Origin of the sequence: Bradyrhizobium frederickii (assembly GCF_004570865.1) — a bacterium.
Taxonomy (GTDB): domain Bacteria; phylum Pseudomonadota; class Alphaproteobacteria; order Rhizobiales; family Xanthobacteraceae; genus Bradyrhizobium; species Bradyrhizobium frederickii.
Genome location: NZ_SPQS01000019.1, coordinates 65,431 through 91,493, shown reverse-complemented (window position 1 = coordinate 91,493; position 26,063 = coordinate 65,431). Strand labels below are relative to the sequence as shown.

At 65.1% G+C, this 26,063-nt stretch carries 30 protein-coding genes; 11 read left to right on the top strand and 19 right to left on the bottom strand.

Translation table 11 applies throughout. The features are described from left to right. Positions 1 to 70: 70 nt before the first annotated feature. On the bottom strand, positions 71 to 742 hold the full coding sequence (locus E4K64_RS28450) for a response regulator (protein ID WP_135166441.1): 672 nt from the start codon (positions 740 to 742) through the stop codon (positions 71 to 73). Positions 743 to 1,081: 339 nt separating this feature from the next. On the opposite strand from E4K64_RS28450, the gene E4K64_RS28445 reads away from it, so the two are divergent. After that, positions 1,082 to 2,707 carry an MFS transporter gene (locus E4K64_RS28445; RefSeq protein WP_209311996.1) on the top strand — a complete coding sequence of 542 codons (1,626 nt, stop codon included), beginning with the start codon at positions 1,082 to 1,084 and terminating at the stop codon, positions 2,705 to 2,707. Positions 2,708 to 2,829: 122 nt separating this feature from the next. Here E4K64_RS28445 and E4K64_RS28440 read toward each other — a convergent pair whose 3' ends face one another. The 3 genes from E4K64_RS28440 to E4K64_RS28430 all read right to left on the bottom strand — a co-directional run bounded on the left by E4K64_RS28440 (position 2,830) and on the right by E4K64_RS28430 (position 4,487). After that, positions 2,830 to 3,303 carry a secondary thiamine-phosphate synthase enzyme YjbQ gene (locus tag E4K64_RS28440; protein ID WP_164719019.1) on the bottom strand — a complete coding sequence of 158 codons (474 nt, stop codon included), beginning with the start codon at positions 3,301 to 3,303 and terminating at the stop codon, positions 2,830 to 2,832. Between the two features lie 210 nt (positions 3,304 to 3,513). Continuing rightward, on the bottom strand, positions 3,514 to 4,035 hold the full coding sequence (locus E4K64_RS28435; protein WP_135166439.1) for a hypothetical protein: 522 nt from the start codon (positions 4,033 to 4,035) through the stop codon (positions 3,514 to 3,516). Then, positions 4,032 to 4,487 carry a hypothetical protein gene (locus E4K64_RS28430; protein WP_167772301.1) on the bottom strand — a complete coding sequence of 152 codons (456 nt, stop codon included), beginning with the start codon at positions 4,485 to 4,487 and terminating at the stop codon, positions 4,032 to 4,034. The genes E4K64_RS28435 and E4K64_RS28430 overlap by 4 nt, the downstream gene beginning before the upstream one ends. Here E4K64_RS28430 and E4K64_RS28425 point away from each other — a divergent pair. From E4K64_RS28425 to E4K64_RS28405, 5 genes are all read left to right on the top strand, one after another. Next, positions 4,395 to 4,769 carry an AtpZ/AtpI family protein gene (locus E4K64_RS28425; RefSeq protein WP_135166438.1) on the top strand — a complete coding sequence of 125 codons (375 nt, stop codon included), beginning with the start codon at positions 4,395 to 4,397 and terminating at the stop codon, positions 4,767 to 4,769. The genes E4K64_RS28430 and E4K64_RS28425 overlap by 93 nt on opposite strands. 108 nt (positions 4,770 to 4,877) lie before the next feature. Beyond that, the gene (locus tag E4K64_RS28420; protein WP_135166437.1) at positions 4,878 to 5,627 is read left to right on the top strand and encodes a F0F1 ATP synthase subunit A; all 750 of its coding nucleotides are present in this window, start codon (positions 4,878 to 4,880) and stop codon (positions 5,625 to 5,627) included. Between the two features lie 53 nt (positions 5,628 to 5,680). Next, positions 5,681 to 5,911 (top strand): F0F1 ATP synthase subunit C, encoded by a 231-nt coding sequence (locus E4K64_RS28415; RefSeq protein ID WP_007599451.1) that lies wholly within the window; start codon positions 5,681 to 5,683, stop codon positions 5,909 to 5,911. Between the two features lie 65 nt (positions 5,912 to 5,976). After that, positions 5,977 to 6,543: a F0F1 ATP synthase subunit B gene (locus tag E4K64_RS28410; protein WP_135166436.1), complete on the top strand. Its 567-nt coding sequence runs from the start codon at positions 5,977 to 5,979 to the stop codon at positions 6,541 to 6,543. Positions 6,544 to 6,548: 5 nt separating this feature from the next. Then, a complete protein-coding gene (locus tag E4K64_RS28405; RefSeq protein WP_135166435.1) occupies positions 6,549 to 7,034 on the top strand; it encodes a F0F1 ATP synthase subunit B family protein in 486 nt (161 codons plus the stop codon). Between the two features lie 206 nt (positions 7,035 to 7,240). On the opposite strand, the gene E4K64_RS28400 is transcribed toward E4K64_RS28405, so the two are convergent. From E4K64_RS28400 to E4K64_RS28380, 5 genes are all read right to left on the bottom strand, one after another. After that, positions 7,241 to 7,891 carry a hypothetical protein gene (locus E4K64_RS28400; protein ID WP_135166434.1) on the bottom strand — a complete coding sequence of 217 codons (651 nt, stop codon included), beginning with the start codon at positions 7,889 to 7,891 and terminating at the stop codon, positions 7,241 to 7,243. Between the two features lie 115 nt (positions 7,892 to 8,006). After that, entirely contained in the window at positions 8,007 to 8,594 is a 588-nt protein-coding gene (locus E4K64_RS28395; RefSeq protein ID WP_011084002.1) for a GNAT family N-acetyltransferase, read from the bottom strand. Positions 8,595 to 8,632: 38 nt separating this feature from the next. Next, positions 8,633 to 9,922 (bottom strand): M16 family metallopeptidase, encoded by a 1,290-nt coding sequence (locus tag E4K64_RS28390; RefSeq protein ID WP_126261080.1) that lies wholly within the window; start codon positions 9,920 to 9,922, stop codon positions 8,633 to 8,635. Continuing rightward, positions 9,919 to 11,337: a threonine synthase gene (gene thrC / locus E4K64_RS28385; RefSeq protein ID WP_164719018.1), complete on the bottom strand. Its 1,419-nt coding sequence runs from the start codon at positions 11,335 to 11,337 to the stop codon at positions 9,919 to 9,921. Before thrC ends, E4K64_RS28390 begins: the two co-directional genes overlap by 4 nt. A gap of 596 nt (positions 11,338 to 11,933) precedes the next feature. Further along, positions 11,934 to 12,578, bottom strand: coding sequence for a response regulator transcription factor (locus E4K64_RS28380; RefSeq protein ID WP_135166433.1), 645 nt, complete (start codon positions 12,576 to 12,578; stop codon positions 11,934 to 11,936). Between the two features lie 86 nt (positions 12,579 to 12,664). On the opposite strand from E4K64_RS28380, the gene E4K64_RS28375 reads away from it, so the two are divergent. Next, positions 12,665 to 14,005: a histidine kinase gene (locus tag E4K64_RS28375; protein ID WP_135166432.1), complete on the top strand. Its 1,341-nt coding sequence runs from the start codon at positions 12,665 to 12,667 to the stop codon at positions 14,003 to 14,005. A 107-nt stretch (positions 14,006 to 14,112) separates the two neighbouring features. On the opposite strand, the gene E4K64_RS28370 is transcribed toward E4K64_RS28375, so the two are convergent. The 9 genes from E4K64_RS28370 to coxB form a co-directional block, all read right to left on the bottom strand. Beyond that, entirely contained in the window at positions 14,113 to 14,478 is a 366-nt protein-coding gene (locus E4K64_RS28370) for a nuclear transport factor 2 family protein (protein ID WP_135166431.1), read from the bottom strand. A 114-nt stretch (positions 14,479 to 14,592) separates the two neighbouring features. Continuing rightward, a complete protein-coding gene (locus E4K64_RS28365) occupies positions 14,593 to 15,345 on the bottom strand; it encodes an SURF1 family protein (protein ID WP_135166430.1) in 753 nt (250 codons plus the stop codon). Then, positions 15,342 to 15,743, bottom strand: coding sequence for a DUF983 domain-containing protein (locus tag E4K64_RS28360; RefSeq protein ID WP_135166429.1), 402 nt, complete (start codon positions 15,741 to 15,743; stop codon positions 15,342 to 15,344). Before E4K64_RS28360 ends, E4K64_RS28365 begins: the two co-directional genes overlap by 4 nt. Before the next feature lie 97 nt (positions 15,744 to 15,840). Continuing rightward, positions 15,841 to 16,737, bottom strand: a complete 897-nt coding sequence (locus tag E4K64_RS28355) for a cytochrome c oxidase subunit 3 (protein ID WP_135166428.1) — start codon at positions 16,735 to 16,737, stop codon at positions 15,841 to 15,843. 79 nt (positions 16,738 to 16,816) lie between these two features. After that, a complete protein-coding gene (locus tag E4K64_RS28350) occupies positions 16,817 to 17,470 on the bottom strand; it encodes a cytochrome c oxidase assembly protein (RefSeq protein ID WP_135166427.1) in 654 nt (217 codons plus the stop codon). A gap of 5 nt (positions 17,471 to 17,475) precedes the next feature. Then, positions 17,476 to 17,652, bottom strand: a complete 177-nt coding sequence (locus tag E4K64_RS28345; protein WP_028134045.1) for a hypothetical protein — start codon at positions 17,650 to 17,652, stop codon at positions 17,476 to 17,478. After that, entirely contained in the window at positions 17,649 to 18,593 is a 945-nt protein-coding gene (locus E4K64_RS28340) for a heme o synthase (RefSeq protein WP_135166426.1), read from the bottom strand. Before E4K64_RS28340 ends, E4K64_RS28345 begins: the two co-directional genes overlap by 4 nt. Positions 18,594 to 18,653: 60 nt before the next feature. Beyond that, on the bottom strand, positions 18,654 to 20,273 hold the full coding sequence (gene ctaD / locus E4K64_RS28335) for a cytochrome c oxidase subunit I (RefSeq protein ID WP_135166425.1): 1,620 nt from the start codon (positions 20,271 to 20,273) through the stop codon (positions 18,654 to 18,656). An 86-nt stretch (positions 20,274 to 20,359) separates the two neighbouring features. After that, positions 20,360 to 21,214 carry a cytochrome c oxidase subunit II gene (gene coxB, locus E4K64_RS28330; RefSeq protein WP_135166424.1) on the bottom strand — a complete coding sequence of 285 codons (855 nt, stop codon included), beginning with the start codon at positions 21,212 to 21,214 and terminating at the stop codon, positions 20,360 to 20,362. A gap of 461 nt (positions 21,215 to 21,675) precedes the next feature. On the opposite strand from coxB, the gene E4K64_RS28325 reads away from it, so the two are divergent. The 4 genes from E4K64_RS28325 to E4K64_RS28310 all read left to right on the top strand — a co-directional run bounded on the left by E4K64_RS28325 (position 21,676) and on the right by E4K64_RS28310 (position 25,303). Further along, the gene (locus tag E4K64_RS28325) at positions 21,676 to 22,221 is read left to right on the top strand and encodes an invasion associated locus B family protein (RefSeq protein WP_135166423.1); all 546 of its coding nucleotides are present in this window, start codon (positions 21,676 to 21,678) and stop codon (positions 22,219 to 22,221) included. A gap of 301 nt (positions 22,222 to 22,522) precedes the next feature. Then, positions 22,523 to 23,950, top strand: a complete 1,428-nt coding sequence (gene tldD, locus E4K64_RS28320) for a metalloprotease TldD (RefSeq protein WP_126261066.1) — start codon at positions 22,523 to 22,525, stop codon at positions 23,948 to 23,950. Continuing rightward, positions 23,947 to 24,720 carry a signal peptidase I gene (lepB, locus tag E4K64_RS28315; protein ID WP_135166422.1) on the top strand — a complete coding sequence of 258 codons (774 nt, stop codon included), beginning with the start codon at positions 23,947 to 23,949 and terminating at the stop codon, positions 24,718 to 24,720. The genes tldD and lepB overlap by 4 nt, the downstream gene beginning before the upstream one ends. 16 nt (positions 24,721 to 24,736) lie before the next feature. After that, positions 24,737 to 25,303: a nucleotidyltransferase family protein gene (locus tag E4K64_RS28310; RefSeq protein ID WP_135166421.1), complete on the top strand. Its 567-nt coding sequence runs from the start codon at positions 24,737 to 24,739 to the stop codon at positions 25,301 to 25,303. Positions 25,304 to 25,430: 127 nt separating this feature from the next. On the opposite strand, the gene E4K64_RS28305 is transcribed toward E4K64_RS28310, so the two are convergent. Next, positions 25,431 to 26,021, bottom strand: a complete 591-nt coding sequence (locus tag E4K64_RS28305; protein WP_135166420.1) for a PAN domain-containing protein — start codon at positions 26,019 to 26,021, stop codon at positions 25,431 to 25,433. Positions 26,022 to 26,063: the final 42 nt, after the last annotated feature.

Genomic DNA, 26,063 nt, shown 5'->3' with positions numbered 1-26,063 from the left:
AGCCGCCTTCCTGACGAAACCCAGCAGGCCCACCTTCGCCGCTCGGGGCGCGAGCCGGCGGCGGAAGTGCCTATCCCGCCGGGGTGCCCTGCTTCCACTGGCCGCCGGCGATCTTGGCGGCCGCGATCACCGCCTGGGTGCGGCTTTCGACGCCGAGCTTTTGCAGGATCGCCGAGACATGCGCCTTGATGGTGGCCTCGGAGACCCCGAGCTCGTAGGCGATCTGCTTGTTGAGGAGCCCCTCCGACAGCATCATCAGGACCCGGACCTGCTGCGGGGTCAGTGTCACCAGGCGGTCGCGCAGGCGCGTCATGTCGGGGTCGCTGGCCGCGGACAGGTCGGTGTCGGCGGGAACCCAGACGTCGCCCTCCATCACCTTGAGGATGGCATCGCGCAAGGTCTCGACGCCGAACCGCTTCGGGATGAAGCCGGAGGCGCCGAAATCGAGCGAGCGGCGGATCGTGGCACTGTCGTCGGACGCCGAGACGATCACCACCGGGATCGCCGGATATTGCGCGCGCAGATAGATCAGGCCGGAAAAGCCTGAGATCCCGGGCATCGAGAGATCGAGCAGGATCAGGTCGACATCCGAGGTCTGTTCCAGGAGCTTGGTCAGATCCTCGAACGATCCGGCCTCGTCGATTCTGGCCGAGGTCAGGACGCCGGCCACCGCCTGCCGCAGCGCGTCGCGGAACAGGGGATGGTCATCGGCGATGACGAGATGGGTCGATGGAGCGTTCATCGTTCTCTTGCTGTCGTTCGCAGGCCGGCGCACCGATCCCGGGCGTGGCAATTCTTCCCCGAGCGGCCGTGGCATGCAAGTGGACATTATCCCTTTGCTGCAAAGGGGTTAATCCGCATCCCCCGGGATTTGCGCACCGGCGCCCGATACCGCACGTCAGCTGCAGGTCAGTGCGCAAGGCCGAAAGTCGTATTGGGGCGGGTTTCACGCCGATGTTACCTTACGGGCAAGACCTGGATTGATCCGGCATGTCCGGACATCTGGGGACGCGAGGAAACACGTTTCGGGGAGCGACTCAACATGTCGACAATGGCTGTATCTCAAGCAGGCGCAGGAGGGATGACGAAGGACGAACGGTTCGTCATTCTCGCTTCCTCGCTCGGTACCGTTTTCGAGTGGTACGATTTTTACCTCTACGGCTCGCTGGCCAGCATCATCGGCGCGCAGTTCTTCTCGGCCTATCCGCCGGCAACCCGCGACATCTTCGCGCTGCTTGCGTTCGCAGCCGGCTTCCTGGTGCGTCCGTTCGGCGCGATCGTGTTCGGCCGCATCGGCGACATCGTCGGCCGCAAATACACCTTCCTCGTCACCATCCTGATCATGGGTCTGTCGACCTTCATCGTCGGCCTGTTGCCGAACGCGGCGACCATCGGCATCGCGGCTCCGATCATCCTGATCGCGCTGCGCCTCGCCCAGGGCCTGGCCCTCGGCGGTGAGTATGGCGGCGCGGCGACCTATGTCGCGGAGCACGCTCCGAACGGCAAGCGCGGCTATTACACCTCCTTCATTCAGACCACCGCGACGCTCGGCCTGTTCCTGTCGCTGCTGGTGATTCTGTTCACCCGCAGCGCCCTCGGCGAACCGGACTTCGCCGCCTGGGGCTGGCGCATTCCGTTCCTGGTCTCGGTGCTGCTGCTCGGCATCTCGGTCTGGATCCGGCTCCGCCTCAATGAATCCCCGATTTTCCAGAAGATGAAGGACGAGGGAAAGAGCTCGAAAGCGCCGCTGACCGAAGCCTTCGGCAACTGGCAGAACGGCAAGCTCGTGCTGCTCGCGCTGCTTGGCGGCGTGATGGGCCAGGGCGTGGTCTGGTACACCGGCCAGTTCTACGCGCTGTTCTTCCTGCAATCGATCCTGAAGGTGGACGGCTACACCGCCAACCTGCTGATCGCCTGGTCGCTGCTGCTGGGCACCGGCTTCTTCATCGTGTTCGGCATGCTGTCCGACAAGATCGGCCGCAAGCCGATCATCCTCGGCGGCTGCCTGATCGCGGCACTGACCTTCTTCCCGATCTTCAAGATGATCACCACCAACGCCAACCCGGCGCTGGAAAAGGCCATCGCGCAGACCAAGGTCGAGGTGGTGGCCGATCCCGCGGGCTGCGGCGACCTGTTCAACCCGGTCGGCACCCGCGTCTTCAGCGCACCTTGCGACACCGCACGTGCGTTCCTGTCGCAGTCGTCGGTCAAGTACACGACCACGGCAGGCGCGGCCGGCTCGGGCGTGAAGGTGACGGTCAACGGCAAGGAAATCGCCTACACCAACGCCAAGGACAGCAACCCGGCAGTCCTCGCCGCGGTGCAGGCGGCCGGCTATCCGAAGACCGGCGATGCCGGCATCGTGAAGATGGCGCATCCGCTCGACATCTTCCGTCCGCAGGTGGCGGCGATCATCGGCCTGTTGTTCGTGCTCGTGGTCTACGTGACCATGGTGTACGGCCCGATCGCGGCGATGCTGGTCGAACTGTTCCCGACCCGCATCCGCTACACCTCGATGTCGCTGCCCTACCACATTGGTAACGGCTGGTTCGGCGGCCTGTTGCCGGCGACCGCCTTTGCCATCGTGGCCTCGACCGGCGACATCTATGCCGGCCTCTGGTACCCGATCATCTTCGCCTCGATTACCGTCGTGATCGGCTTCTTCTTCCTGCCCGAGACCAAGGACGTCGACATCAAGGGCACCTGATCGAACCGATCTCAACCGACACCAACCGGCCGCGGTCTCCGCGGCCGGTTTTGTTTATGTCAGTTCTTTGCTTTGACGCGCTTTCTTGGCGCGAACCGGCGCCCGCCTGGCTCGAAAGCGCTCTACTGATTGCTGCCGACGAATTGCAGCACCACCTCGCGCCGGTGCGGGCGCTTGCGATGCTCGATCAGATAGATCGCCTGCCAGGTGCCGAGCGCGAGCCTGCCGTTCAGAACCGGGACCTGCAGCGAGCTCCCGGTCAGCATCGTCTTGACGTGGGCCGGCATGTCGTCCGGTCCTTCGGTGTCGTGGGTCCACCCGGCATTCTCCGGCGCGAGCCGGGACAGCGCCGTGGCGAGGTCGACGAGCACGGAAGGGTCGGCGTTCTCCTGGATCGTCAGCGAGGCCGAGGTATGGCGGATGAACAGCGTCAAGGCACCGTCGCGCGCGCGAACCTCGTCGATGAATTTGGCAGCTTCGCTGGTGAGATCGGTGAAGCCATGGCCCGATGTCTGCACCGCCAGCAGTGAGGATGAGATGGTGGTGGCTTGCACCGTCGATGGCGCCGAGCGTGTGACGGATTTGCCTGATGTCATGGAAGGTCTCTCAACTCGGAAAGCCGCCGTAGGTGGGCAAAGCGAAGCGTGCCCACCAATCCGTGCGACAATATCAAGATGGTGGGCACGGCGCTTTGCGCCTTTGCCCACCCTACGGCGCTTTCATCGTGGAAACATGGTGGGCACGGCGTAAGAACGCCTTTGCCCACCCTACGAGAGCTTCAACGCGTGGATAGCGCGTAGGGGTCCTCAAATCCTTCCCGACACATCCTTTTGCACGCGGTTGGCCATGTCGATCAGCCGCCGCCAGGCCTTTTCCAGAAACGACATCACGCGATCGACGTCCTGCTCGCTCGGCAGCGGGATCTCGATCTTGCGCTCGCCCTCGGCGCTCCTGGGCTCGGCTTTCTTCAGCGGGTCGGATTTCGGCAGCGCCTCGTCGACCTTGCCCGACACCGTCGGCCCCGCCGCGAGCTGCCCCTTCAGCTTCTCGACCTCGGCCTGGAGCCTGCCGATCTCGGCGTCGAGCGCGGTCCGTTCGTCGGGCACCGCATAGCAGGCCCAGCCGGCGCCGTTCTTGGTGCAGGTCGAGACCGTGCCGGTGCGGGTGTCGAGCCGCAGCACGCCCTCGGGGATGGGCGTCATGCTGTAGCGGCCGTTTTCGCCGTCGGGCGCGGATTGCGCAGCCACAAGATCACCGCCGATCGCCATCGCCGCGGCAAACGCCGCCGCCGCAAGCCAGGATGTTGTGGATGACGTTGCTGGTCTCATCGCGCTCTCCGCCACGGCGTGCAGGTGGTAATCTGGCAAATTCTACACCCCGGCGAGGTGATCCGCCGCCCAAAACGCACACCGACATCAACGATCGCGGCGGCGTCTTCGATCCCGGCAGCGCGGCGAAAGGGCGGCCGCATCCGCCGATCATGCGGCGAGCTGCTGCGGTGCGGCGTCACGCTGTGTGCAGCGCTGCCGTTCACGCCAATATTGTCAAATAAATCAGTTACATAACCGAAAGCGACGCAATCGTGACTTGGCTTGACTTGATTATAGGCCATCAGTATGGTCCGCGCGGCTTTTGAGGGTGGCGGGCGTAATTTCCATTCAGCCGCGGCGTTTCGGGTCTTCGTTGCATGACACAGGGCACGGGGCACGGCGAGAATGGGGATCGCGATAGATCGTCCGAGGAAGCTGCGCTTTCCGAACGGCTCGGAAGTCTTGATCACAGGTTGTCCGAACTTCGCGACCGCCGGATCAAGACCGAGCAACCCGCAGGTGACGGTGGAGACGGAGCGGCCAGAGCCTCGGCGATGGCGCTTGGTTTCCGACTATCCTCGGAGTTGATCGCCGGCGTCGCTGTCGGAGGGGGAATTGGCTGGGGTTTCGACCGCTTGCTGTCGACCTCGCCTTTCGGGTTTATCGTGTTCCTGTTGCTGGGCTTCGTCGCCGGCGTAGTGAATGTGGTGAGAACGGCAGGCGCGGGTCAGAATAGGCGCGGTGGATCTTAGCCGATCCGCACCAGAAGAGTGATCGTGCCGGCCTTGCCGGTACGGGCCGGCCCGGCCGGCAGACCGAGACCCGCCGGCATTGCCCGGCAGACAAGAGATGCCGCGCTGATGAAAATCGATCCGATCCACCAGTTCAACATCGAGCCTCTCTTCACCCTGGGCCATATCGGCAATCACACGATCGCCTTCACCAATTCGTCGCTCTATATGCTGGTGGCGGTGGCGATCATCTCGCTCCTGATGCTCGCCAGCGGCACGCAGCTGATTCCCGGGCGCCTGCAGTCGGTCGCCGAGATCTCCTACGAATTCGTCGCCTCGACCATCCGTTCGACGGCCGGCACGGAAGGCATGAAGTTCTTCCCGCTGATCTTCTCGCTGTTCATGTTCATCTGCGTCTCGAACCTGGTCGGCATCATCCCCTACACCTTCACGGTGTCGAGCCACCTGATCGTCACCGCAGCGCTCGCACTGCTGGTCTTCTTCACGGTCCTGATCTACGGCCTCTACAAGAACGGCCTGAAGTTCTTCAAGATTTTCGTTCCCCACGGCGTCCCCATCTACATCCTGCCGCTGGTCATGTTCATCGAGATCCTGTCGTTCTTCCTGCGGCCGGTCTCCCACAGCGTCCGTCTCTTCGCCAACATGCTGGCCGGCCACATCGCGCTGAAGGTCTTCGCGGGCTTCGTCGCCATGCTCGGCTTCTCGCTCGGCGCCCTCGGCTGGGTCGGCGGCGTGCTGCCGCTGGCGCTCACGGTCGCGCTGACCTCGCTGGAAATCCTGGTCGCGTTCCTGCAGGCCTACGTGTTCGCGATCCTGACCTGCATCTACCTCAACGACGCCATTCATCCGGGACACTGAACGGTCCGGGGAATTTCCACCCACAACCCAATCTTTCTTCCAAGGAGTCTAAAATGGATCCGGCAGCAGCAAAACTTATCGGCGCGGGCATCGCGTGCATCGGCATGGGCGGTGCGGGCGTCGGCGTGGGCGTGATCTTCGGCAACTACCTCGCCGCAGCCGTCCGCAACCCGTCGGCCGCTCAGGGCCAGTTCGGCAACCTGATCTTCGGCTTCGCCGTGACCGAAGCGCTCGGCATCTTCTCGCTGCTGATCGCACTGTTGCTGCTGTTCGTTCCGCTCTGAGGACGACGTTTTTCGCGCCGTTCCAATCCCTGGGACGGCGCGTGTGACAGCAACAGGAGAACTCCATGGCTGAGAGTCATGGCGGCGCAAAAGGTCCGGCGGCGGGCGCTCATACCGCGGCTGACGGTGGTCACCACGGTGGCGGCTTTCCGCCGTTCGAGAGCAGCACCTACGCTTCACAGCTGGTGTCGCTCGCGATCTTCTTCGTCCTGCTTTACGTGATCGTGTCCAAGCTCGCTCTGCCGCGCATCGGCGGTGCGATCGAGGCGCGTCAGAACAAGATCGAGGGTGACCTCGCCGAGGCGCAGAAGCTGAAGGATCAGTCCGAGGCGGCGCTGAAGGCCTACGAAAACGAGCTCGCTGCGGCGCGCTCGCGGGCGCAGGCGATCGGCAACGAATCCCGCGACAAGGCGAATGCGCAGGCCGAAGCCGAGCGCAAGGCGCTGGAAGAGCAATTGGCGGCCAAGCTCGCCGGGGCGGAGAAGACCATCGCCTCGACCCGCGCCGCCGCCATGAGCAATGTCCGCGGCATCGCGGCCGATGCGGCCGGCCAGATCGTGCAGCAGCTGACCGGCGTCGTTCCCGACGCCGCGTCGGTCAATGCCGCGGTCGATGCGTCCCTGAAAGGTTAGTCGAAATGTTCTTCGAACCTGAATTTTGGGTCGCCGTCGCCTTCGTGATCCTGATGGTCGTGTTCGGCTATCTCGGGGTCTTCAAGACGGCGATGACCGCGCTCGATCATCGTGCCGCCCGCATCAAGGCCGAGCTCGACGACGCCCAGCGCCTCAAGCAGGAAGCCGCAAAGGTGCTTGCCGACTACAAGGCGCGCACCGCCTCGGCCGAACGCGAGGCCGCCGAGATCATCGCCAACGCCAGAAGCGAAGCCGAGCGCATCGCGACTGAGGCCAAGGCGAAGATGGAAGACTTCGTCGCCCGCCGGACCAAGACCGCGGAGAGCAAGATCGCGCTCGCCGAGGCCCAGGCGCTGGCCGACGTCCGCGCCGCAGCCGCGGAAGCCGCCGTCCAGGCCGCCTCGACGATCCTGTCGCAGTCGGTCAAGGGTCAGGTCGCCGACGATCTGCTGGCCAAGGGCATCAGCGAAGTCAGGCAGAAGCTGAACTGAGGGTCTTGCCTCACCAATCAAAAAGCCGGCGCGATGAGCGCCGGCTTTTTTGTTGGTCGATCTGGAGCCGCAAACTGGGTGTCATCGCCCGCGAAGGCGGGCGATCCAGTACGCCGAGGCTTCTCGGTTCAAGCACCGCGGCCTCCGGAATACTGGATTGCCCGCCTTCGCGGGCAATGACAGCTGAGATTGCCGCAACACCTCGCCTACTTCTTCTTCCGCCCCTTCGGCTCGGGCGAGAGCGCCTGCGGATCGAAGCCGACATAGAAAATGTAGTTATCGGCGACCGCGGGTGCCGGCACCGGATAGGTCATATCCTCGATAACGAACGTAAAGGGCACGCTGCCCCCCGGGGTCATGTCGACCGTGGTCCGGTAGGCCTTCGAGGCGATCACCTTCTCGCCGACGCCGCCCTCCACGACGGCGAAGCGCAGGGGCACTTCGACGGAAGCAGGCGCACCGGCGGGACCGGCGATCACGCGGCCTTGGATGCCAATCCGGGCTGTGATGCCGGCGCTGCTACGGACACATTCGCGCGCCATCTTGGTGATCGAGGCCTGGAAGCGAACCTCGTTGCCGGCGGCCGGCTTGCCGGCGGCGCCAACTGCGTAGGTCGAGGCACCCGCACGCACCGTGACCTGCGGGCAATCGAGCTCGTCTTCGGCCGGCTGGCCGGGCGCAGGCGGTGGCTTGGGCTGGGCCGGCTCGTCGGAGTTGCCGCCGAACAGGCTCTTGAAGCGGTCGGTCAGTGACTGGGCCTTCACCGGCGAGACCGAGGCGAGCACTACCGACAATGCCAGCGCGATTCCCCCTCCCAGCCGCAACGCATTCCGCGATGACCGAAGCTGCTGCACCATCGACGCTTATACTCCAATGACAATTGCCCGGCCGATCGCCGTCCGGGCATGCGGTTATATCGCCAAAATCGGCGAACCCAAGGCAGCAAAAAGGGGACTTGGCCGCCGGCGCGGCTCAGCCGCGGAAATCCTCATGGAGCAGGCCGAACAGCAAGTGATCCTGCCAGACCCCGTTGATGCAGAGATAGCGGCGGGCGAGCCCCTCGCGTGAGAAGCCGCACTTTTCCAGCACCCGGATCGACGGCGCATTGGTGGGGATGCAGGCGGCCTCGACCCGGTGCAGATTGAGCTCGCCGAACAATGTCGGCAGCAGCACCCGCAGCGCGGCCGTCATGTAGCCGCGATGGGCATGAGGCTGCCCGACCCAATAGCCGATGGTGCCGGCCTGCACGATGCCGCGGCGGACATTGGCCAGCGTGATGCCGCCGACCATGGCGCCGTCGAGCTCGCGGAAGATCAGAAAGGGATAGGAACGATCCGCGGCGATGTCCTCGGAATAGCGGCGCAGACGGCGGCGGAAGCCCGAGCGGGTGAGATCGTCCGACGGCCAGATCGGCTCCCAGGGCGTCAGGTAGTCGCGGCTGGACTCGCGCAGATGAGCCCATTGCAGAAAGTCCGACATCTGCGGCGCGCGCAACAACAGCCCGTTGCCGCGCGGTGCGAGGGCGGCGGGTCCACTGGACGGCAGGCGAAAGAGGGCCATGGTGATGCTTTCCGGGGCGGTCCGCCGTTGCGCGGCTCCTAGTGCAGCCGGGCCTTGGCGCGCGCCCGGGTCAATCCTTCCGCAAAAGACACCGCCGTGTCCAGACCCCTGCCACTGCCCAATGCGACAACGGCAGGCCGGCTCCGTGACAACAGCGCACGCGCGGCGTCCCGGGTCGATTCGACGCTGACGGCATCGATCCGCCCGACCAGTTCCTCGACCGTCTGCGGCCGGCCATAGGCGAGGACGTGCCGGGCGAGCTGCTCGGCGCGGGAAGAGCAGCTCTCCAACGCCATCAGCAGACCCGCCTTCATCTGCGCCTTGGCGCGCGCGATCTCTGCCTCGGTCAACGTTTCCACCGAATCATTCATGATGTCGACCACGACTTCCATCATCTCCGGCGCATCGGCCGGGTCGGTGCCGGTGTAGAGGCCGAAAAACCCGGTATCGGTATAGGGCGCGTGGAACGAATAGATGGAGTAGCAGAGGCCGCGCTTCTCGCGCACCTCCTGGAACAGGCGCGACGACATTCCGCCGCCGAGGACGTTGGTGAAGACCTGGAGCGAGAACAGCGACAAATCGCTCTGCGGCACGCCTTCCAGCGCCAGCGTCAGATGCGCCTGCTCCAGCTCGCGATGCACCACCTTGGCGCCGCCCTTGCCGAACTGAGCGGTTTGCGGCTTCGGGCCAGGCGTCGCCTCGAAACTGGCAAAGCGCTTCTCGGCCTCGGCGACCACCTGATCGTGATCGACCGCGCCGGCCGCCGCCACCACCATGTCGGGCCCGCGATAATGCGTCGAGAGGTAACCGCGCAGCATGTCGCGGTTGAAGCTGCGCAGCGTCTTGGCCGTGCCGAGCAGCGAGCGGCCCATCGGCTGGTCGGGATAGCAGAGCTCGTTGAGATGCTCGAACACGACGTCGTCGGGCGTATCCTGTGCGGCTCCGATCTCCTGCACGATGACGTTCTTCTCGCGTTCCAGCTCGTCGGGCTCGAAGGCGGGATTGGCAAGGATGTCGGCGAGCACGTCGAGCGCGAGCGGCACGTCGGCCTTCAGCACCCGCGCATAATAGGACGTGGTCTCGGTCGAGGTGCCGGCATTGAGGTCGCCGCCGACCGCCTCGATCTCCTCGACGATCTCGCGCGAGGAGCGCTTCGTGGTGCCCTTGAACGCCATGTGCTCGAGCAGATGCGAAATGCCATGCTCGTTCGGCTTCTCGTCACGGCCGCCGACGCCGGCCCAGACGCCGAGCGCCGCGGTCTCGAGTTGCGGCATCTTGTCGGTGACGACGGTGAGGCCGGAGGCAAGCTTGGAAATCTCGACACTCATCCGGCAACTCCCTGCTTTGCGGCGCGGCTGACCGACAGCACAAAGCGCTCGACCTCGGCCTGATCGTTCTTCATCACCTTCATGTGTTCGGATTTGGTCATCAAACCGTCGAGCCAGGCCGGCAGTTGCGGCCGCTGGCCGCAGGCCGCTTCGACGGCGTCGGGGAATTTGGCCGGATGGGCGGTGGAGAGCACGATGCTCGGCACCCGCGTGTCCGTGGTGTCGCGGTCGGCGACAGCGAGCGCCACCGCCGTATGGGGATCGACCAGCTCGCCCGCCTCGCGCCAGCCGGCGCGGATCGCGGCCGCGGTCTCGGTCTCGTCGGCGCGCCCGGCGTCGAACTCCTCGCGGATGGCGGCCAGCGTCGCATCGGGCAGCACGAAACGCCCGGACTGCTTCAGCGAATCCATCAGGCGGCGCACGCCCGCCGCATCGCGCCGGCCGGCCTCGAACAGCAGCCGTTCGAAATTCGACGAGATCTGGATATCCATCGACGGCGACGCCGTCGCGTGCACCTCGCGCACTTCGTAGATCCCCGTCTTCAGCGTGCGCGCCAGGATGTCGTTGACGTTGGCGGCGATGCGCAGGGTCCGCACCGGCAATCCCATCCGCTTGGCGACGTAGCCGGCAAAGATGTCGCCGAAATTGCCGGTCGGCACCACGAAATCCACCGCGCGCGCCGGCGCACCGACGGCAACGGCCGAGGTGAAATAGTAGACCACCTGGGCGACGATGCGCGCCCAGTTGATGGAATTGACGCCGGAGAGAGAGGTGGCATCGCGGAAGCGATGGTTGTTGAACATCCCCTTCACGAGCGCCTGGCAATCGTCGAAATTGCCCTCGATGGCGAGCGCATGGACGTTGGCCGCGCCCGTCGTCGTCATCATCCGCCGCTGCACCTCGGAGATGCGGCCGTGCGGAAACAGCACGATCAGGTCCACGTTCTCGAGGCCGGCGAAAGCCTCCACAGCGGCGCCGCCGGTATCGCCTGACGTCGCGACCACGATGGTGGTGCGCTGGCCGCGCTTGGCGAGCACATGGTCCATCAGCCGCGAGATGAGCTGCATCGCCACGTCCTTGAAGGCGAGCGTCGGACCGTGGAACAGCTCCAGCACGAACTGGTGCGGCGACATCTGGCGCAGCGGCACCACCGCCGGGTGGCGGAAGGTCGCATAGGCCTCGTTCGCCATGCGGCCGAGCTCGGCGTCGGTGATCTCGCCGCCGGTGAAGGGACGAATCACATCGACCGCGACCTCCCAATAGGGACGGCCGAAGAAACCGGCGATGGTCTCGGTGGAGAGCTGCGGCCAGATGGTTGGCACATACAGGCCGCCATCGCGCGCGAGCCCGGTCAGCATCACGTCGCAGAAGCCGAGTTCGGGGGCCTCGCCCCGGGTCGAGATATAACGAGTCAAACTGCCCTCCAAAGGCCGGGCGGCCTGGGCCGCCCGTTAAGCCTTTGATTTCACGAAATTACTTGTTAGCGGCCAGAGGCTTTGAGCCACCATAAAGTGTTTTGCGGCATCAGGAAACCGCTTCCCACCTGGACCCGGTCCAACGAAAAGGGGCTGCGGTCGTACCGCAGCCCCTCTCTTGGAAGGTCTGTCGTTGATGTGTGCAGACCGGTTTGCCTGTCGGGGTCGCCGCCCCGTCAAAACTGTTCGCGCAACCTTTCGTCGCCTGTCACGAAACCGTCAAGGGTGAAAACGATGCGGAGGAGAAAATGTTCCTATTTTTCCCGACAAAGATCCGGACCCGGCAAGCGCAGCCAGGCAGCGACACGCCGCGCATTGCCGTTATTTCCCGAACTCTCGGAGATCTCCGGAACCAATGCCGCCCTCCCTCCACTGGGATCGGCGGATGGGTGTCGACGGTGTCCATGCATTGCCCGGCTGCACCCTGACACCGATCCGTTCCGCCGAACCGGCTGCGTCCTGGAGCGGCCGGTTCGGTGCTTCCGGGCCGCCAGTGTCCGGGCCGCCAGTGCCCCGGGCCGCCAGCATCCAGGACGTCAATTCATCCCGATTTCCACTGCGATCCTGATCAGGTCGGAATGGTTCTTGGCCCCCAGCTTCTGCTTGAGCAGGGACGTGGTGTTGGCGACCGTCTTGTAGGAGATGCCAAGCGCCTTCGCGACTTCCACGATCTTGTCGCCGCGTCCGAGCAGGCGGAGGATCTCGAGCTCCCGCGGCGTCATCTGCGAGGCCGGGTTGGCCTTGATCGCCGCGCCGGAAAACGTCACGGCTTCCGCGAGTTGCGGTGAGATGAAATTGTCGCCCGCGACCACCTTGCGCACCGCTTTCAACAGGATCCTGGGATCGTCGCCCTTGGAAACATAGCCTTGCGCCCCAAGCTCGACGGCCCGCACCACGAAGGCAGGATCGTCGTTCATGCTGAACATGATGATCTTGGCGTCAGGATCGTCCTTGCGGATTCGTCGCATCAGCTCGAAACCGGAGACATCCGGCAGGCTGATGTCGATCACGGCGACGTCGGGCCGCTTGCTGACATAGGCACGATGCCCGGATTTGGCGTCCGTTGCCTCCTCGATACGGATCGAGTGGTCGGAAGCGAACAGGGTGCGGCAACCGGACAGCACCACGGGATGGTCGTCGACAATCAGGACCCTGGTCCCCGGCTTCGCAGTCTCTTGCATCGCGCGCTCTCTTGTTTCTCGATTCATAGACCGGCGGGAACAAATGGAAAGAGCAAATTCCGCCGATGCGCGTTAGAATTGACCTAATGTGGCAACGACTCTCGTTCAGAACGCAACTGTTTCTTCCGCTCGGCGCGAGTTTTCTGGCGGCGCTGATCCTGGGGGGCATATTGCTGCAGATATTTGCAGCCGGGCAGCTCGACGACGAGCACGAGCCCGCTCGACGTTCCATCCGAACGATCGCCACCGCACTCAACGACACTTTGCGGGCGTCGGACCATCCGCAGAAGACCCTGGATGCCTTCGTCCAATCCCTGGCCGGATCCTCGGACATCCACTTCCGTTCTGCGGAAGGCGTTCCTGTGCCTTCGCCAAAGGACGCCATGCGAAATCCGCAAGGGGTACCGCAGTGGTTTGTCGACCTGCTCATGGTGCCGGACACGGACGCTGCGGCGCCGGTGCTGATCGACGGCAGACATATCGGCGATATCGTGTTCTTACCGGACCTGTCAGCCGACCTGTTCGAGAAGTGGATCGGCTTCCTCGCGCTGACCAGCCTCGTCGCCGTGCTGATGGTGCTCACCGGAATCATCGCCTACATCTTCGCGGGATCGGCGCTACGACCGTTGCAGCATCTCGGCGAAGGCCTGACGCGGATGCGGCGTGGGGATTACGCAAAGCCGATCCCGGTCGGGGGACCGCCGGAGATTCGGCAGAGCTGTACGGAAGCAAATGCGCTGGCTGCAACGCTTGCGCAATTGAGCCAGGACAATCGCGATCTGATGCATCGCCTGGTGTCGCTCCAGGACGACGAGCGGCGCGATCTCGCCCGCGAGCTGCACGACGAGCTCGGGCCGCTGCTGTTCAGCATCCGCGCGGGCACGATCGCGCTGGTGGAGGCCGCGCCGTCGGCGGGAAATCTCGGCAACCCGGCTCAGCAAGTGCTGCAATCGGTCGAAGCGCTCCAGCAGACCAACCGCCGCATCCTCGACCGGCTGCGGCCGCTTTACATCGAGGAGCTGGGCCTCGCGACCAGCGTGCAGACGCTGCTCCGGAATTTTCGCAAGCAGGCACCCCATATCAACCTGACGGATACGATCGATCCGGATCTCAACGTGATCGACGGACCGCTGGCCCGGACCGTCTATCGGGTGATCCAGGAGGCACTGACCAACGTGCTGCGCCACGCCAAGGCCGGCAGCGCCCATGTCCAGGCGACCATCGCCGGTGAGACGCTGGTCATCGAGATCTCGGACGACGGCGGCGGCTTCCCCGCCGACAATGTCTTCGGCCGCGGCCTGACCGGCATGCACGAGCGCGTGCGCGCGCTCAGCGGATCACTGTCGCTGCTGCGGGTGGACGAGCGAACCTATGTACGCTGCCGCCTTCCGGCTGCACCGACGCGCGAGGCGCCGGTCAACCGCTAAAGCACGATGGAGTGAGGTTCGATCGGCGCGGGCGATGACCTCTCCCCGACGGGGAGAGGTGATCCGAGTTCTCCGCACGCATCGATTCAACCAAAACCCATTCCGCTTTAGCACGCGCAGCCGTTATGCGCGTTCTGCCGCGCGGGCTCGCACAGCGTGCTGTGGATCTTGCCTTCCGGACTGAAGCGAAACGAGGCGCGAATACGCAGCGCACCGGCGACCGAATATTCGAGATCGACGCCATGTGGCATCGGGTGGATCTCCTCCAGCCCGAAACCCGCCAGCGAGAACGCGCTGAGCCGCGGCTGCCAATAGGCCTCGAGCTCGCTCCGGCCGCGGTAACGCCGCGCGCCGTTACACATGCATTCGACCTGGGCGTCGTCGGCATAGAGGTCGAGCAACGTCGCGAGGTCGCCGCTCCGGCAGGCATCCACCCAGTCGACGACAATTCCCATCTGATCGAAATCACTCACGCCGCAATCCTGTCTGCCGCGGAAAACCACCGGCGGCTTAGGGCCACCCTCGTGAATGTGCGCTGAATAATAAACCCCGGGCGATACCGGGTTCCGGCGCGGAGACCGACCATCTCAGCTCCGTCGCCGGCCTCTGGCCCACACGGCGAAGGCGATCAGCACGGCGCCGGCGAGCAAGAACCAGGTGACGGCGTATTGCAGGTGGTCGTCCTTCAGGTGCACGTCGAGCGGCCCCGGACGCGGAATTCCGTTCTCGGGCGCTGGCTGCTCGAGATCGACATAGAACGGCGCCACCGCGCCCCAGCCGAGCGCGCTTGCGATAGCCCGATGATCGCGCACGAACCAGAGCCGTTTGTCACGGTTTTCGGCGGGCGTCAGCCAGCCGGGCGCCTCGGGAAAGCGCAGATAACCGGTCAGCGCGACCGGCTGCCCGGTCACGAGCTTCTTCACCGCCCGATCCTCGACGCCGCGGTCCTGCATCGTGTTCTCGACGAAGCCCGCGTCGATCACGACCGTCTCGCCGCTCGGCAGCCGCGCCGGCAGGAAGGCCCAGGTGCCGGGGCCGGAGGCGTCCTTGCGCACCGCCGAGCCGGACGAATAGACCATCGCATCCGGCAGGGCTGCGTAGGTCGCGGTGAAGCTGACGCGGCGGAATTCATCGCGCGCGGGATTGAGGCCGGCCCATAGCGCCGGCGGCGGCAGCGGGACCGGCGCTGTGGCCAGGCGCTCGGTGAGCGCCGCGACCAGCTCGTGCTTGGCGGCCCGCCGCTGCAACTGCCAGACGCCGAGTGCGACGAAGACAGCCGTCAGGAACAGCGTGAACAGCGCGAAGCCGGCCACGCGGGGCTTGCGCGCAGGGTGGTTCATTTCGCGCGGTCGACCAACCGGCCCGGCGCCGCCTTGTGGTGGAATTGCAGCGCGATCAGCAGCGACTTCATCGCACGCAGCGGCAGGAGCGTGGTGGCCAGGATCAGCGGCAACCACAGTACCGCATGCAGCCAGTACGGCGGCTGGTATTTGACCTCGACGATGAGCGCTGCCGCAACGACGATCCCACCGGCCAGCATGATGATGAAGATTGCCGGACCGTCGCCGGTATCGATGAAGGCGTAGTCGAGACCGCAGCGGTCGCAGGCGGGCGCGAGGGTCAGGAAGCCTGCATAGAGCTTGCCCTGGCCGCAGCGCGGACATCTGCAGGCAAGCCCGCGCAGCGCGCTCTGCAGGACAGTGGTCTCTGGCTCGGACTTGCCGGCGGTCTCGTTCATGATGGCGGACTCTAGCACAGTTTTCGCCGAAACTTTCCGGCGGTCCAAAAACGAAGGGCGGCCCTGCGGCCGCCCCTTCTGGTCGATTCCTCGCGGCTCAGTGCGCGCCGTGGGCCATGCTCTCGGCGCCGCGTCCCCAGACGTAGATGCAGAGGAACAGGAACAGCCAAACCACGTCGACGAAGTGCCAGTACCAGGCGGCGAACTCGAAGCCGAGGTGCTGCTTCGGCGTGAAGTGGCCGGCATAGGCGCGGAACAGGCAGACCAGCAGGAAGATGGTGCCGACCAGCACATGGAAGCCGTGGAAGCCGGTCGCCATGAAGAAGGTCGCGCCATAGACGTTGCCGGCGAAGGAGAACGCCGCGTGGCCGTACTCATAGGCCTGCACGCAGGTGAAGAGCGCGCCCAGCACCACGGTGAGGATCAGGCCGTATTTCAGCCCCTGGCGGTCGTTCTCGAGCAGTGCGTGGTGCGCCCAGGTCACGGTGGTGCCCGAGGTCAGCAGGATCAGCGTGTTCAGGAGCGGCAGGTGCCAGGGATCGAAGGTCTCGATGCCCTTCGGCGGCCAGGTGCCGGGGACCGCGCAGGCGCCGGGCTGGGTGCCGAGGCCGCAGCCGAACACGGCGTCGCGGGTGGCGTGGACGGCGTCGGCCGGAAACAGCGCCGCGTTGAAATAGGCCCAGAACCAGGCGACGAAGAACATCACTTCGGAGGCGATGAACAGGATCATGCCGTAGCGGTGATGCAGCTGCACGACGCGGGTGTGGTCGCCCTTGTACTGGGCTTCCTTGATCACGTCGCCCCACCAGCTCGCCATGGTGTAGAGCACGCCGACGGTGCCGACGCCGAACACGATCGGCGCAGCCGAGAACATGTGATGCATCCAGGCGATCGCGCCGACCGCCATGATGAAGGCCGAGAGCGAACCGACGGCCGGCCACGGAGAGGGATCGACCAGGTGATAGTCGTGATGCTTGGTGTGCGCCGTTGCCATTTGCGGTCTCTCTCCTCAATCCCGTGCCTGTCAGGCACTTATCCCCTTGTTTCCGACCTTGCGAGCGCGAGCCCGGCGGTCAGAGATTACCCTTGCGCTTGTCGCTTTCGCCCGATGCCAGCGGCTTCACCACGGGATCCTTCACCGGATAGAAGGTGTAGGACAGCGTGATCGTGTTCAGCCCGTCGTTCTCGTGATCGTCGGCGATCGACGGATCGACGTAGAACACGACCGGCATTTCGCGCTTCTCGCCCGGCGCCATGGTCTGCTCGGTGAAGCAGAAGCAGTTGATCTTCTGGAAATAGGAGCCGACCGTCAGCGGCGCGACGTTGTAGGCAGCCTGCGCGGCCGTGGTGCGCGCGGCCTGGTTGGTCACGGTATAGAAGACGGTCGTGACCTCTCCGATATTGACCTCGATCTCGTTCTGCTCCGGCTCGAATTTCCAGGGCAGGCCAGGCGCGACGTTGGAATCGAAGCGCACCGAGATCTTCCGCGCGATCGGCCCGGTGGCCGGCGCGGAGGTCGCCACTTGCGTCGTGCCGTTGAAACCGGTGGCGCGGCAGAACCAATTGTAGAACGGCACCGCCGCGTAGGAAGCGCCGACCATCAGCGCGACCACGCCGCCGCAGATGGACGCAACCACCGCATCGCGACCCAGCCCGCGGCGCGTGCCAGGCTTACGATCGGCCGGCCTGGCGCGCTCATCCTGCGATATGGTCGGCCCCTGATTCATCTTTGCTACATCGGCCGCACGAGAACTGCCGGTCCCTTGACCATGGTGACGGCGAAGAACAGCACCACGAGCACGCCGAGCGCGAGTGCGATCGCAATCGAGCGCTGACGACGGCTCTTCTTCTGCGCCTCGGTGAGGACGATTCCACCTGTCTCGGGTTTGTCGGCCATCGCTGTGATCATGCGCCCCCTACCATCGGAGCAAGCGCCCGGACCACGACCTCGGCCAGCAGGGTCGCGAACAGCACGAACAGATAGAGGATCGAAAAGGCAAACAGCTTGCGGGTCGCGCGCAGCGACGCAGCTCGCTCGCGGCGCAGATAGACGTTGATCGCGAGCCCCAGCATGCCGGCCCCCAGGATCAGCGAAACGATGCCGTAGACGGCGTCGAAATAGCCAAGCGCCCAGGGTGCGGCGGCGACCGCGATCAGCACGACGGTGTAGAGCAGGATCTGAAGCCGCGTCGCATCGGGACCGGCGACGTTGGGCAACATCGGAATGCCGGCGCGCGCGTAGTCGTCGGAGCGGAACAGCGCCAGCGCCCAGAAATGCGGCGGGGTCCAGAAGAAGATGATGGCGAACAGCAGCAGCGGCTCGACGTCGACCGTGCCCGTGACGGCGGCCCAGGCCACCACCGGCGGCAGCGCGCCGGCGGCGCCGCCGATCACGATGTTCTGCGCGGTCCAGCGCTTCAGGACCATCGTGTAGATCACGACGTAGAAGAAGATGGTGAAGGCGAGCAGGCTGCCTGCGATCCAGTTGACGAGGATGCCGAGCGTCATCACCGAGAAGAAGGACAGCGTCAGGCCGAACGCCATCGCCTCGGGTCGGGTGATGCGGCCGCGCGGGATCGGCCGGTTCGCCGTGCGCGACATCTTGGCGTCGATGTCGCCTTCGAGCGCCATGTTGAGCGCGCCGGAGGCGCCGGCACCGACGGCGATGCAGAGCAGCGAGGTGAACGCGAGCACGGGGTGGAAGTGTCCCGGCGCCATCGCCATCCCCACCAGCGCGGTGAAGATCACCAGCGACATCACCCGCGGCTTCAAGAGCGCGATGTAGTCGCCGACCTCCGCCTCGGAGATGCGGGGATTGATGTCGATGGCGTTCTGGTCGAGGACGGACACGAATTCAACTCGCTTCGTTATAAGAGCCGCGGCGCCCGTCACGGGCGCCGCGGTGATCGCTTATTGCACGCGGGGCAGCACTTCGAACTGATGGAAGGGCGGCGGCGAGGGCAGCGTCCATTCCAGCGTGGTCGCGCCCGCACCCCACGGATTGTCGCCCGCCGGCACCTTCTTCATGAAGGCGTCGACCACGCAGTACAGGAAGATCAGCACGCCGAAGCCGGAGATGTAGGAGCCGAGCGACGAGACCAGGTTCCAGCCCGCGAACGCATCGGGATAGTCGACGTAGCGGCGCGGCATGCCGGACAGGCCGAGGAAGTGCTGCGGGAAGAACACCAGGTTGACGCCGATGAAGGTGACCCAGAAGTGCGCCTTCGCGAGCCCTTCATTGTACATGTAGCCCGACATCTTCGGGAACCAGTAGTACCAGCCGGCGAAGATCGCGAACACCGCGCCGAGCGAGAGCACGTAGTGGAAGTGCGCGACGACGTAATAGGTCTCCTGCAGCACGCGGTCGACGCCGGCGTTCGCCAGCACGACGCCGGTGACGCCGCCGATCGTGAACAGGAAGATGAAACCCACGGCCCAGATCATCGGGGCGCGGAATTCGATCGAGCCGCCCCACATGGTGGCGATCCACGAGAAGATCTTCACGCCGGTCGGAACCGCGATGACCATCGTCGCGGCGACGAAATAGGCCTGCGTCGCCGACGACATGCCGACCGTGTACATGTGGTGCGCCCACACCACGAAGCCGATGCCGCCGATCGCGACCATGGCGTAGGCCATGCCGAGATAGCCGAACACGGGCTTGCGCGAGAAGGTCGAGACGATCTGGCTGATCATGCCGAAGCCGGGCAGGATCAGGATGTACACCTCGGGGTGACCGAAGAACCAGAACAGATGCTGGAACAGCACGGGGTCGCCGCCGCCGTCGGGTGCAAAGAACGTCGTGCCGAAATTGCGGTCGGTGAGCAGCATGGTGATCGCGCCGGCGAGCACCGGCAGCGACAGCAGCAGCAGGAACACCGTCACCAGGATCGACCACACGAACAGCGGCATCTTGTGCAGGGTCATGCCCGGCGCGCGCATGTTGAAGATGGTGGTGATGAAGTTGATGGCGCCGAGAATCGACGAGGCGCCCGCCAGATGCAGCGACAGGATCGCGAAGTCGACGGCCGGGCCCGGATGCCCGGAGCTCGACAGCGGCACGTACATGGTCCAGCCGGCGCCGACGCCGTTGGCGCCCGGCTCGCCCTCGACGAAGGTCGACATCAGGAGCAGGGCGAAGGAGGCAGGCAGCAGCCAGAACGAGATGTTGTTCATGCGCGGGAACGCCATGTCGGGCGCGCCGATCATCAGCGGAACGAACCAGTTGCCGAAGCCGCCGATCATCGCGGGCATGACCATGAAGAAGATCATGATCAGACCATGCGAGGTCACGAACACGTTATAGGTGTGGGTCTCGTGGAAGACCTGCACGCCCGGATACATCAGCTCGGCACGGATCGCGATCGACATCACGGCGCCGATGACGCCGGCGATGACCGCGAAGACCAGGTACATCGTGCCGATGTCCTTGTGGTTGGTCGAATAGACGTAGCGGCGCCATCCGGTCGGATGGGCATGCTCGTCATGTCCGTGGGCGTGATCGCCGTGTGCCGCTGCGCTCGTTGCCATTTTCAAATCCTGCCTTGCGTCCCATTCGGACCTTTGGAGGTCCCGCCCTTATATCGCTTCCAGTGCCTCAAGCCCTCACCCGACGCTTACTGCGTCGGGCCGGCCGCGGAGGCGTAGGTGCTGGCGCCGCCGCTCGCATATTTCTTCTTCGCCGTCTCGACCCAGGAGGCGAATTCCTGGTCGCTCACCACGCGCACGGCGATCGGCATGAAAGCGTGGTCCTTGCCACACAATTCCGAGCACTGACCGTAATACATGCCGGTCTTGGTGGCCTTGAACCAGGTCTCGTTCAGGCGGCCCGGAATGGCGTCGATCTTGACGCCGAAAGCCGGCACCGCGAAGGCATGAATGACGTCGGCGCCGGTGGTCTGGACGCGAATCACCTTGTTGACCGGCACCACCATCTCGTTGTCGACGCCGAGCAGACGGGGCTGCTTGTCCTGCGCCATCAGCGAGTCGAACTCGAACTTGCCGTTATCGGGATAGGCATAGGACCAGTACCACTGCTTGCCGGTCGCCTTGATGGTCAGATCCGCTTTCGGAATGTCGAGCTCTAGGAACAGCAGCCGGAACGACGGCACCGAGATGCCGACCAAGATCAGCACCGGAACGAGCGTCCAGGCCACCTCGATCAGCGTGTTGTGAGTGGTCCGCGACGGCACCGGATTGGCCCGCGCGTTGAACTTGACGACCACGACCACGAGCAGCGCCAGAACGAACAGCGTGATCAGCGTGATCAGCACGAACAGGAAGTTGTGGAACCAGACGATGTTGTCCATCACCGGAGAACCGGACTGCTGGAGCGTCCACTCCCACGGAGCCGGCTGCCCGACCTCGGCGAATGCCGCGCCACCCGTCGCCAGCGTGACGCCAGCCGCCACCACGGCGATGGTGGCCAATCCCAGCAGATGCTGGCCCACCCGACCCATCGACATCCTCATGCCGTTCGCGCTCCCCTTACGAAATCACCCCAAGTGCGCTGCCCTGTGTCCGGGCAACGCTTATTCGATCCGCCCGCCTGACAAACCGCCGCGCAAGAATACCTCTAAGAGGAATTCGGGCCAGATCGCTAGAACGCCGAAATCTAGCCTCTCAAACCATAATTCTTGATCTATCGCAATGCAGTCTTGAGCCTGATCTGCCAGCCATCACCCGCAGGATAATTCCTAGTAACATCGGACAAAAATACCGTTGGCCGGGATGCTGCCGCTTGACAGCGGAATTGCCCGCGTTAGGCACTGGCAGATGGCCGCGCAGGAACCTGATTCGTGCGGGCGGCGGCGGTGCGAGACGGCGCGGAATTTGCTTGGCAATCGCCTTCAAGACGCCGTCATTCCCGTATCAGTCCGCCAGATGAGTCCGCCAAGCGCGAGCGAGGAAGGCGAGCAGAGGGACCGACCCGATGGGGCTTTCGAAATCGATGGCAAGGCCGGCCACAAGGCAGCCTAACCGCCTCCCGGCGCTGACCGCCCTGCTGGTTGCGCTCGCCCTCCTGGCGCTCCCCGGCCTTGCCCATGCGCAGGGCGCGGTGCGCTCCGTCCATGGCGACTGGCAGATTCGCTGCGACACGCCGCCCGGCGCCCAGACCGAGCAATGCGCCCTGATCCAGAGCGTGGTGGCGGAAGACCGCTCCAATGCCGGCCTGACCGTGATCGTGCTGAAGACCGCCGACCAGAAGAGCCGCCTGATGCGCGTGGTGGCGCCGCTGGGTGTGCTGCTGCCCTCCGGTCTCGGCCTCAAGCTCGACAACCAGGACGTCGGCCGGGCCGGCTTCGTCCGCTGCCTGCCCAATGGCTGCGTCGCCGAGGTCGTCATGGACGACAAGCTGCTCGGCCAGCTCCGCAGCGCCAAGACCGCCACCTTCATCATCTTCGAGACGCCGGAAGAGGGCATCGGCTTCCCGCTGAGCCTGAACGGCCTCGGCGAGGGCTATGACAAGCTGCCGTAGGGCGGCACTCGATCGCCCGCTCTCCCTTCCGTCATCCTGAGGCGCGAGTTCGGCAGCGCAGTCGCGCTGCCGTGCGAGCCTCGAAGGATGAGCGGCCGAACTGACAGCCGGGCCGTCGCCCTTCGAGGGCCGCTGAAGAAGCGGCCGCCTCAGGGTGACGGTGATAGATTGATGCTTGCCGCGATGTCCTCCACGAGCGTCTCGCCCCATCCTATCGTTTCCGTAATGTGACGCCCCGCCCCTCGCGGAACCGATCCGAAACCATTATCTTGCCCTAGATCTTCCGCTAATGGATGGACGCATGACCAATCCTGCCACGACCTCCCTGCTCGACCGCGCCAATCTCGACCGCGACCAGGTTCGCCACGAGGTCGCGCGCGGGCTTTCCGGTGCCGACGACGGTGAGCTGTTCCTGGAGTACAGTCAGACCGAAGCGCTGATGTTCGACAATGGGCGGCTGAAGCAGGCGACCTACGACACCTCGCAAGGTTTTGGCTTGCGCGCGGTCAAGGATGATGCCGTGGGCTACGCCCATTCCTCCGACGTCTCGCTGCCGGCGCTGATGCGCGCCGCGGACGCGGTCGCGGCCGTGCGCGGCGGCTATTCCGGCAGTTTTGCCGCGCCGCCTCCGCACACCAATGTGCGGCTCTATGGCGACGACAATCCGCTCGACGCACCGGGCTTCGAGACCAAGGTCAAGCTGCTCGCCGAGATCGACGCTTACCTGCGCGACAAGGATCCGCGGGTGCGGCAGGTCAGCGTCAGCCTCGGCGCGACCTGGCAGGTGGTCGAGATCCTGCGGCCGGACGGCGAGAGCTATCGCGACATCCGTCCGCTCGTGCGCGTCAACATCTCCGTCGTGGCTGGCCAAGGCGACCGCCAGGAGAGCGGCAGCAAGGGTTATGGCGGCCGTGCCGGCTATGCCGAATTCATCGAGAGCCGGAATTGGCGTGACGCCGCCGACGGCGCGCTGCGCGAGGCGCTGGTCAATCTGGAATCGATTCCCGCCCCCGCCGGCGAGATGGACGTCGTGTTAGGGGCCGGCTGGCCCGGCGTGATGCTGCACGAAGCGGTCGGCCACGGCCTGGAGGGCGATTTCAACCGCAAGAAGACCTCTGCATTCGCCGGCCTGATGGGCCAGCAGGTCGCGGCCAAGGGCGTCACCGTGGTCGACGACGGCACCATTGCCTCGCGCCGCGGCTCGCTGTCGATCGACGACGAGGGCACGCCGACCAATCGCACCGTGCTGATCGAGGACGGCGTCCTGGTCGGCTACATGCAGGACCGTCAGAACGCGCGGCTGATGAACATGAAGCCGACCGGCAACGGCCGCCGCCAGGGCTATGCCCATGTGCCGATGCCGCGCATGACCAATACCTACATGCTCGCGGGCGACCGCGATCCGGGCGAGATCCTCGCCTCGGTGAAGAATGGCGTCTTCGCCGCGAATTTCGGCGGCGGCCAGGTCGACATCACCTCGGGCAAGTACGTGTTCCAGTGCACCGAGGCCTACAAGATCGAGAACGGCAAGTTAGGGGCCCCGCTCAAGGGCGCCATGCTGATCGGCAACGGGCCGACCGACCTGCATCGCATCCGCATGATCGGCAACGATCTCGCGCTCGATACCGGCATCGGCACCTGCGGCAAGAACGGCCAGGGCGTGCCTGTCGGCGTCGGCCAGCCGTCGCTGCTGATGGAGCGCATTACCGTGGGTGGAACGGGTGCATGAGCGTTGAGAAAGTGACTGTCACCTCCAAGAAGGGCAGCGGCTGGGGCGGGCAGATCGTTCAGCTCGCCGGCATCGTCGTCGCCGTGTTCATCGCCAAGGGCGCGCTTGCCGAGCCGTTCTACGTGCCGTCGGGCTCGATGGAGCCGACGCTGCTGATCGGCGATGCGCTGCTCGCCTCGAAATTCCCCTATGGCTACGGCAGCTCGTCGCTGCCGATCCAGATCAGCCTGCCCGAGACCGGCCGCGTGTTCGCGGAAACGCCGAAGCTCGGCGACGTCGTCGTGTTCCGCTGGCCCGGCGATCGCTCGCAGGCCTGGGTCAAGCGCGTCGTGGGTCTGCCCGGCGATCGCATCCAGATGCGGCAGGGCCAGCTCTTCATCAACGACCGCGCCGCCGAGCTCAAGCCGGACGGCGTCGGCGCTGCCGAGGACGACAATGGCCGCAACGAGCCCGCCTACCGTTATGTCGAGACGCTGCCGAACGGCGTCTCGCATCTGATCTTCAAGATGCGCGACAACGGCCCGCTCGACAACACGCCGGAGGTGACGGTGCCGGCCGGTCACCTCTTCGTGCTCGGCGACAACCGTGACAATTCCTCCGACAGCCGCGTGTCGCTGCGCTCCGGCGGCGTCGGCCTGTTGCCGATCGACAATCTGATCGGCCGTGCGGACGCGGTGCTCGGCTCCTGGGATCTCGGCATGCGAAGCCAGCCGGTGTGGACCTGGCTGTCCGGCTTCCGGCTGGCGCGGTTCTTCACCGCCGTGCATTGATACTCCACGTCTCACGATGAATCGTGACGAATTCCTCGCGCTCGCGCTGAGAAATCCCGTCAGCGTCACGGTCATCGATGAACTCGATCGCCTCGCCCTTCCCGATGCGTGGCTGGTTTCGGGATGCCTGGTGCAGACCGTATGGAACGTGCTCACGCGCCGTCCGATCAGCCACGGCATCGCCGATTACGACGTGTTCTATTTCGATCCCGACACTTCGTGGGAGGCGGAGGACGCGGTCATCCGCACGCTGCAGGCGCGGCTCGCGCATCTCGGCGTCAAGGTCGAGACCCGCAACCAGGCCCGCGTGCATCTGTGGTACCCGGCCAAGCACGGCCTGCCCTATCCGCCCCTGAGAAGCTCGCGAGAAGGCATCGACCGCTTCCTCACGCAGAACACGCAGATCGGCATCAGGCGCGCTCGAGATAGCTACGAGGTCTACGCGCCGCACGGGTTTGACGACGTTGCAGCCCTGATCGCGCGGCCGAATCCAGGACCGAATTTTTCCGCGGCGAATTACGCGGTGAAAGCCGCGCGATGGAAGGCGCTGTGGCCGGAGCTCACGGTGATTGCGGCGGAGTGAGGTGCCGTAGGGTGGGCAAAGCGGAGCGTGCCCACGCGTCTGTCGCCATATCGGAAAGATCGTGGGCACGGCGCTTCGCGCCTTTGCCCACCCTACGGCACCTGCGCCCGGGGCGCGAGTACGAGCATCACCGCACCACGCCCGACGTGAAGCCCGCCTTGCGGCGCGGCGGCTTGATTTCCTTTTTCAGGAAGCAGCGCGCCTCGCGCCCGGTGTAGCCGGGGCGGGCATAGGTGAAGGCGCGGCATTTGTTGTCGGCGGTGCATGCGGCCTTGCAGACCTCCACGCCCTCGCCGTCCTTCAGATCGAAATTGCGCAGGTCGCCGCCGGGGCGGTCGATCGACGTCTCCACGCCCTCGACCCGCGGCTCGATCACGCCGGCGCCGCGCACGCCGGAGATACAGCAGCTTCCCGGCACGCGCGACGGCACGGTGTTCTTCAGCCAACACACCGCCGAGCCGCCTTCGACGTCGGGATAGTTGAAGCTCCACGAGCGGCAGCGGCGGTCGCGCTCGCACAGCAGCGCGCAATCCTCCGGATCGCCCGACGCAACCGGTGAGCTGAAATAGTCGCCGCCGGGGCGGTCGAACGCGGTCTGGGCGCGCGCCGGCACGCCCGCGAGTGCGAGCGAGAGCAGCGTGACACATGTCACGACGCTTGCCAGGACCTTTGCCAGGACCTTTGCCATGACGGCGCCGGACAGGTGGCCCTTCCCCATCGGAACAGCTTTCGAGTTATTGAGGACTCTCAGGTTTTTTCA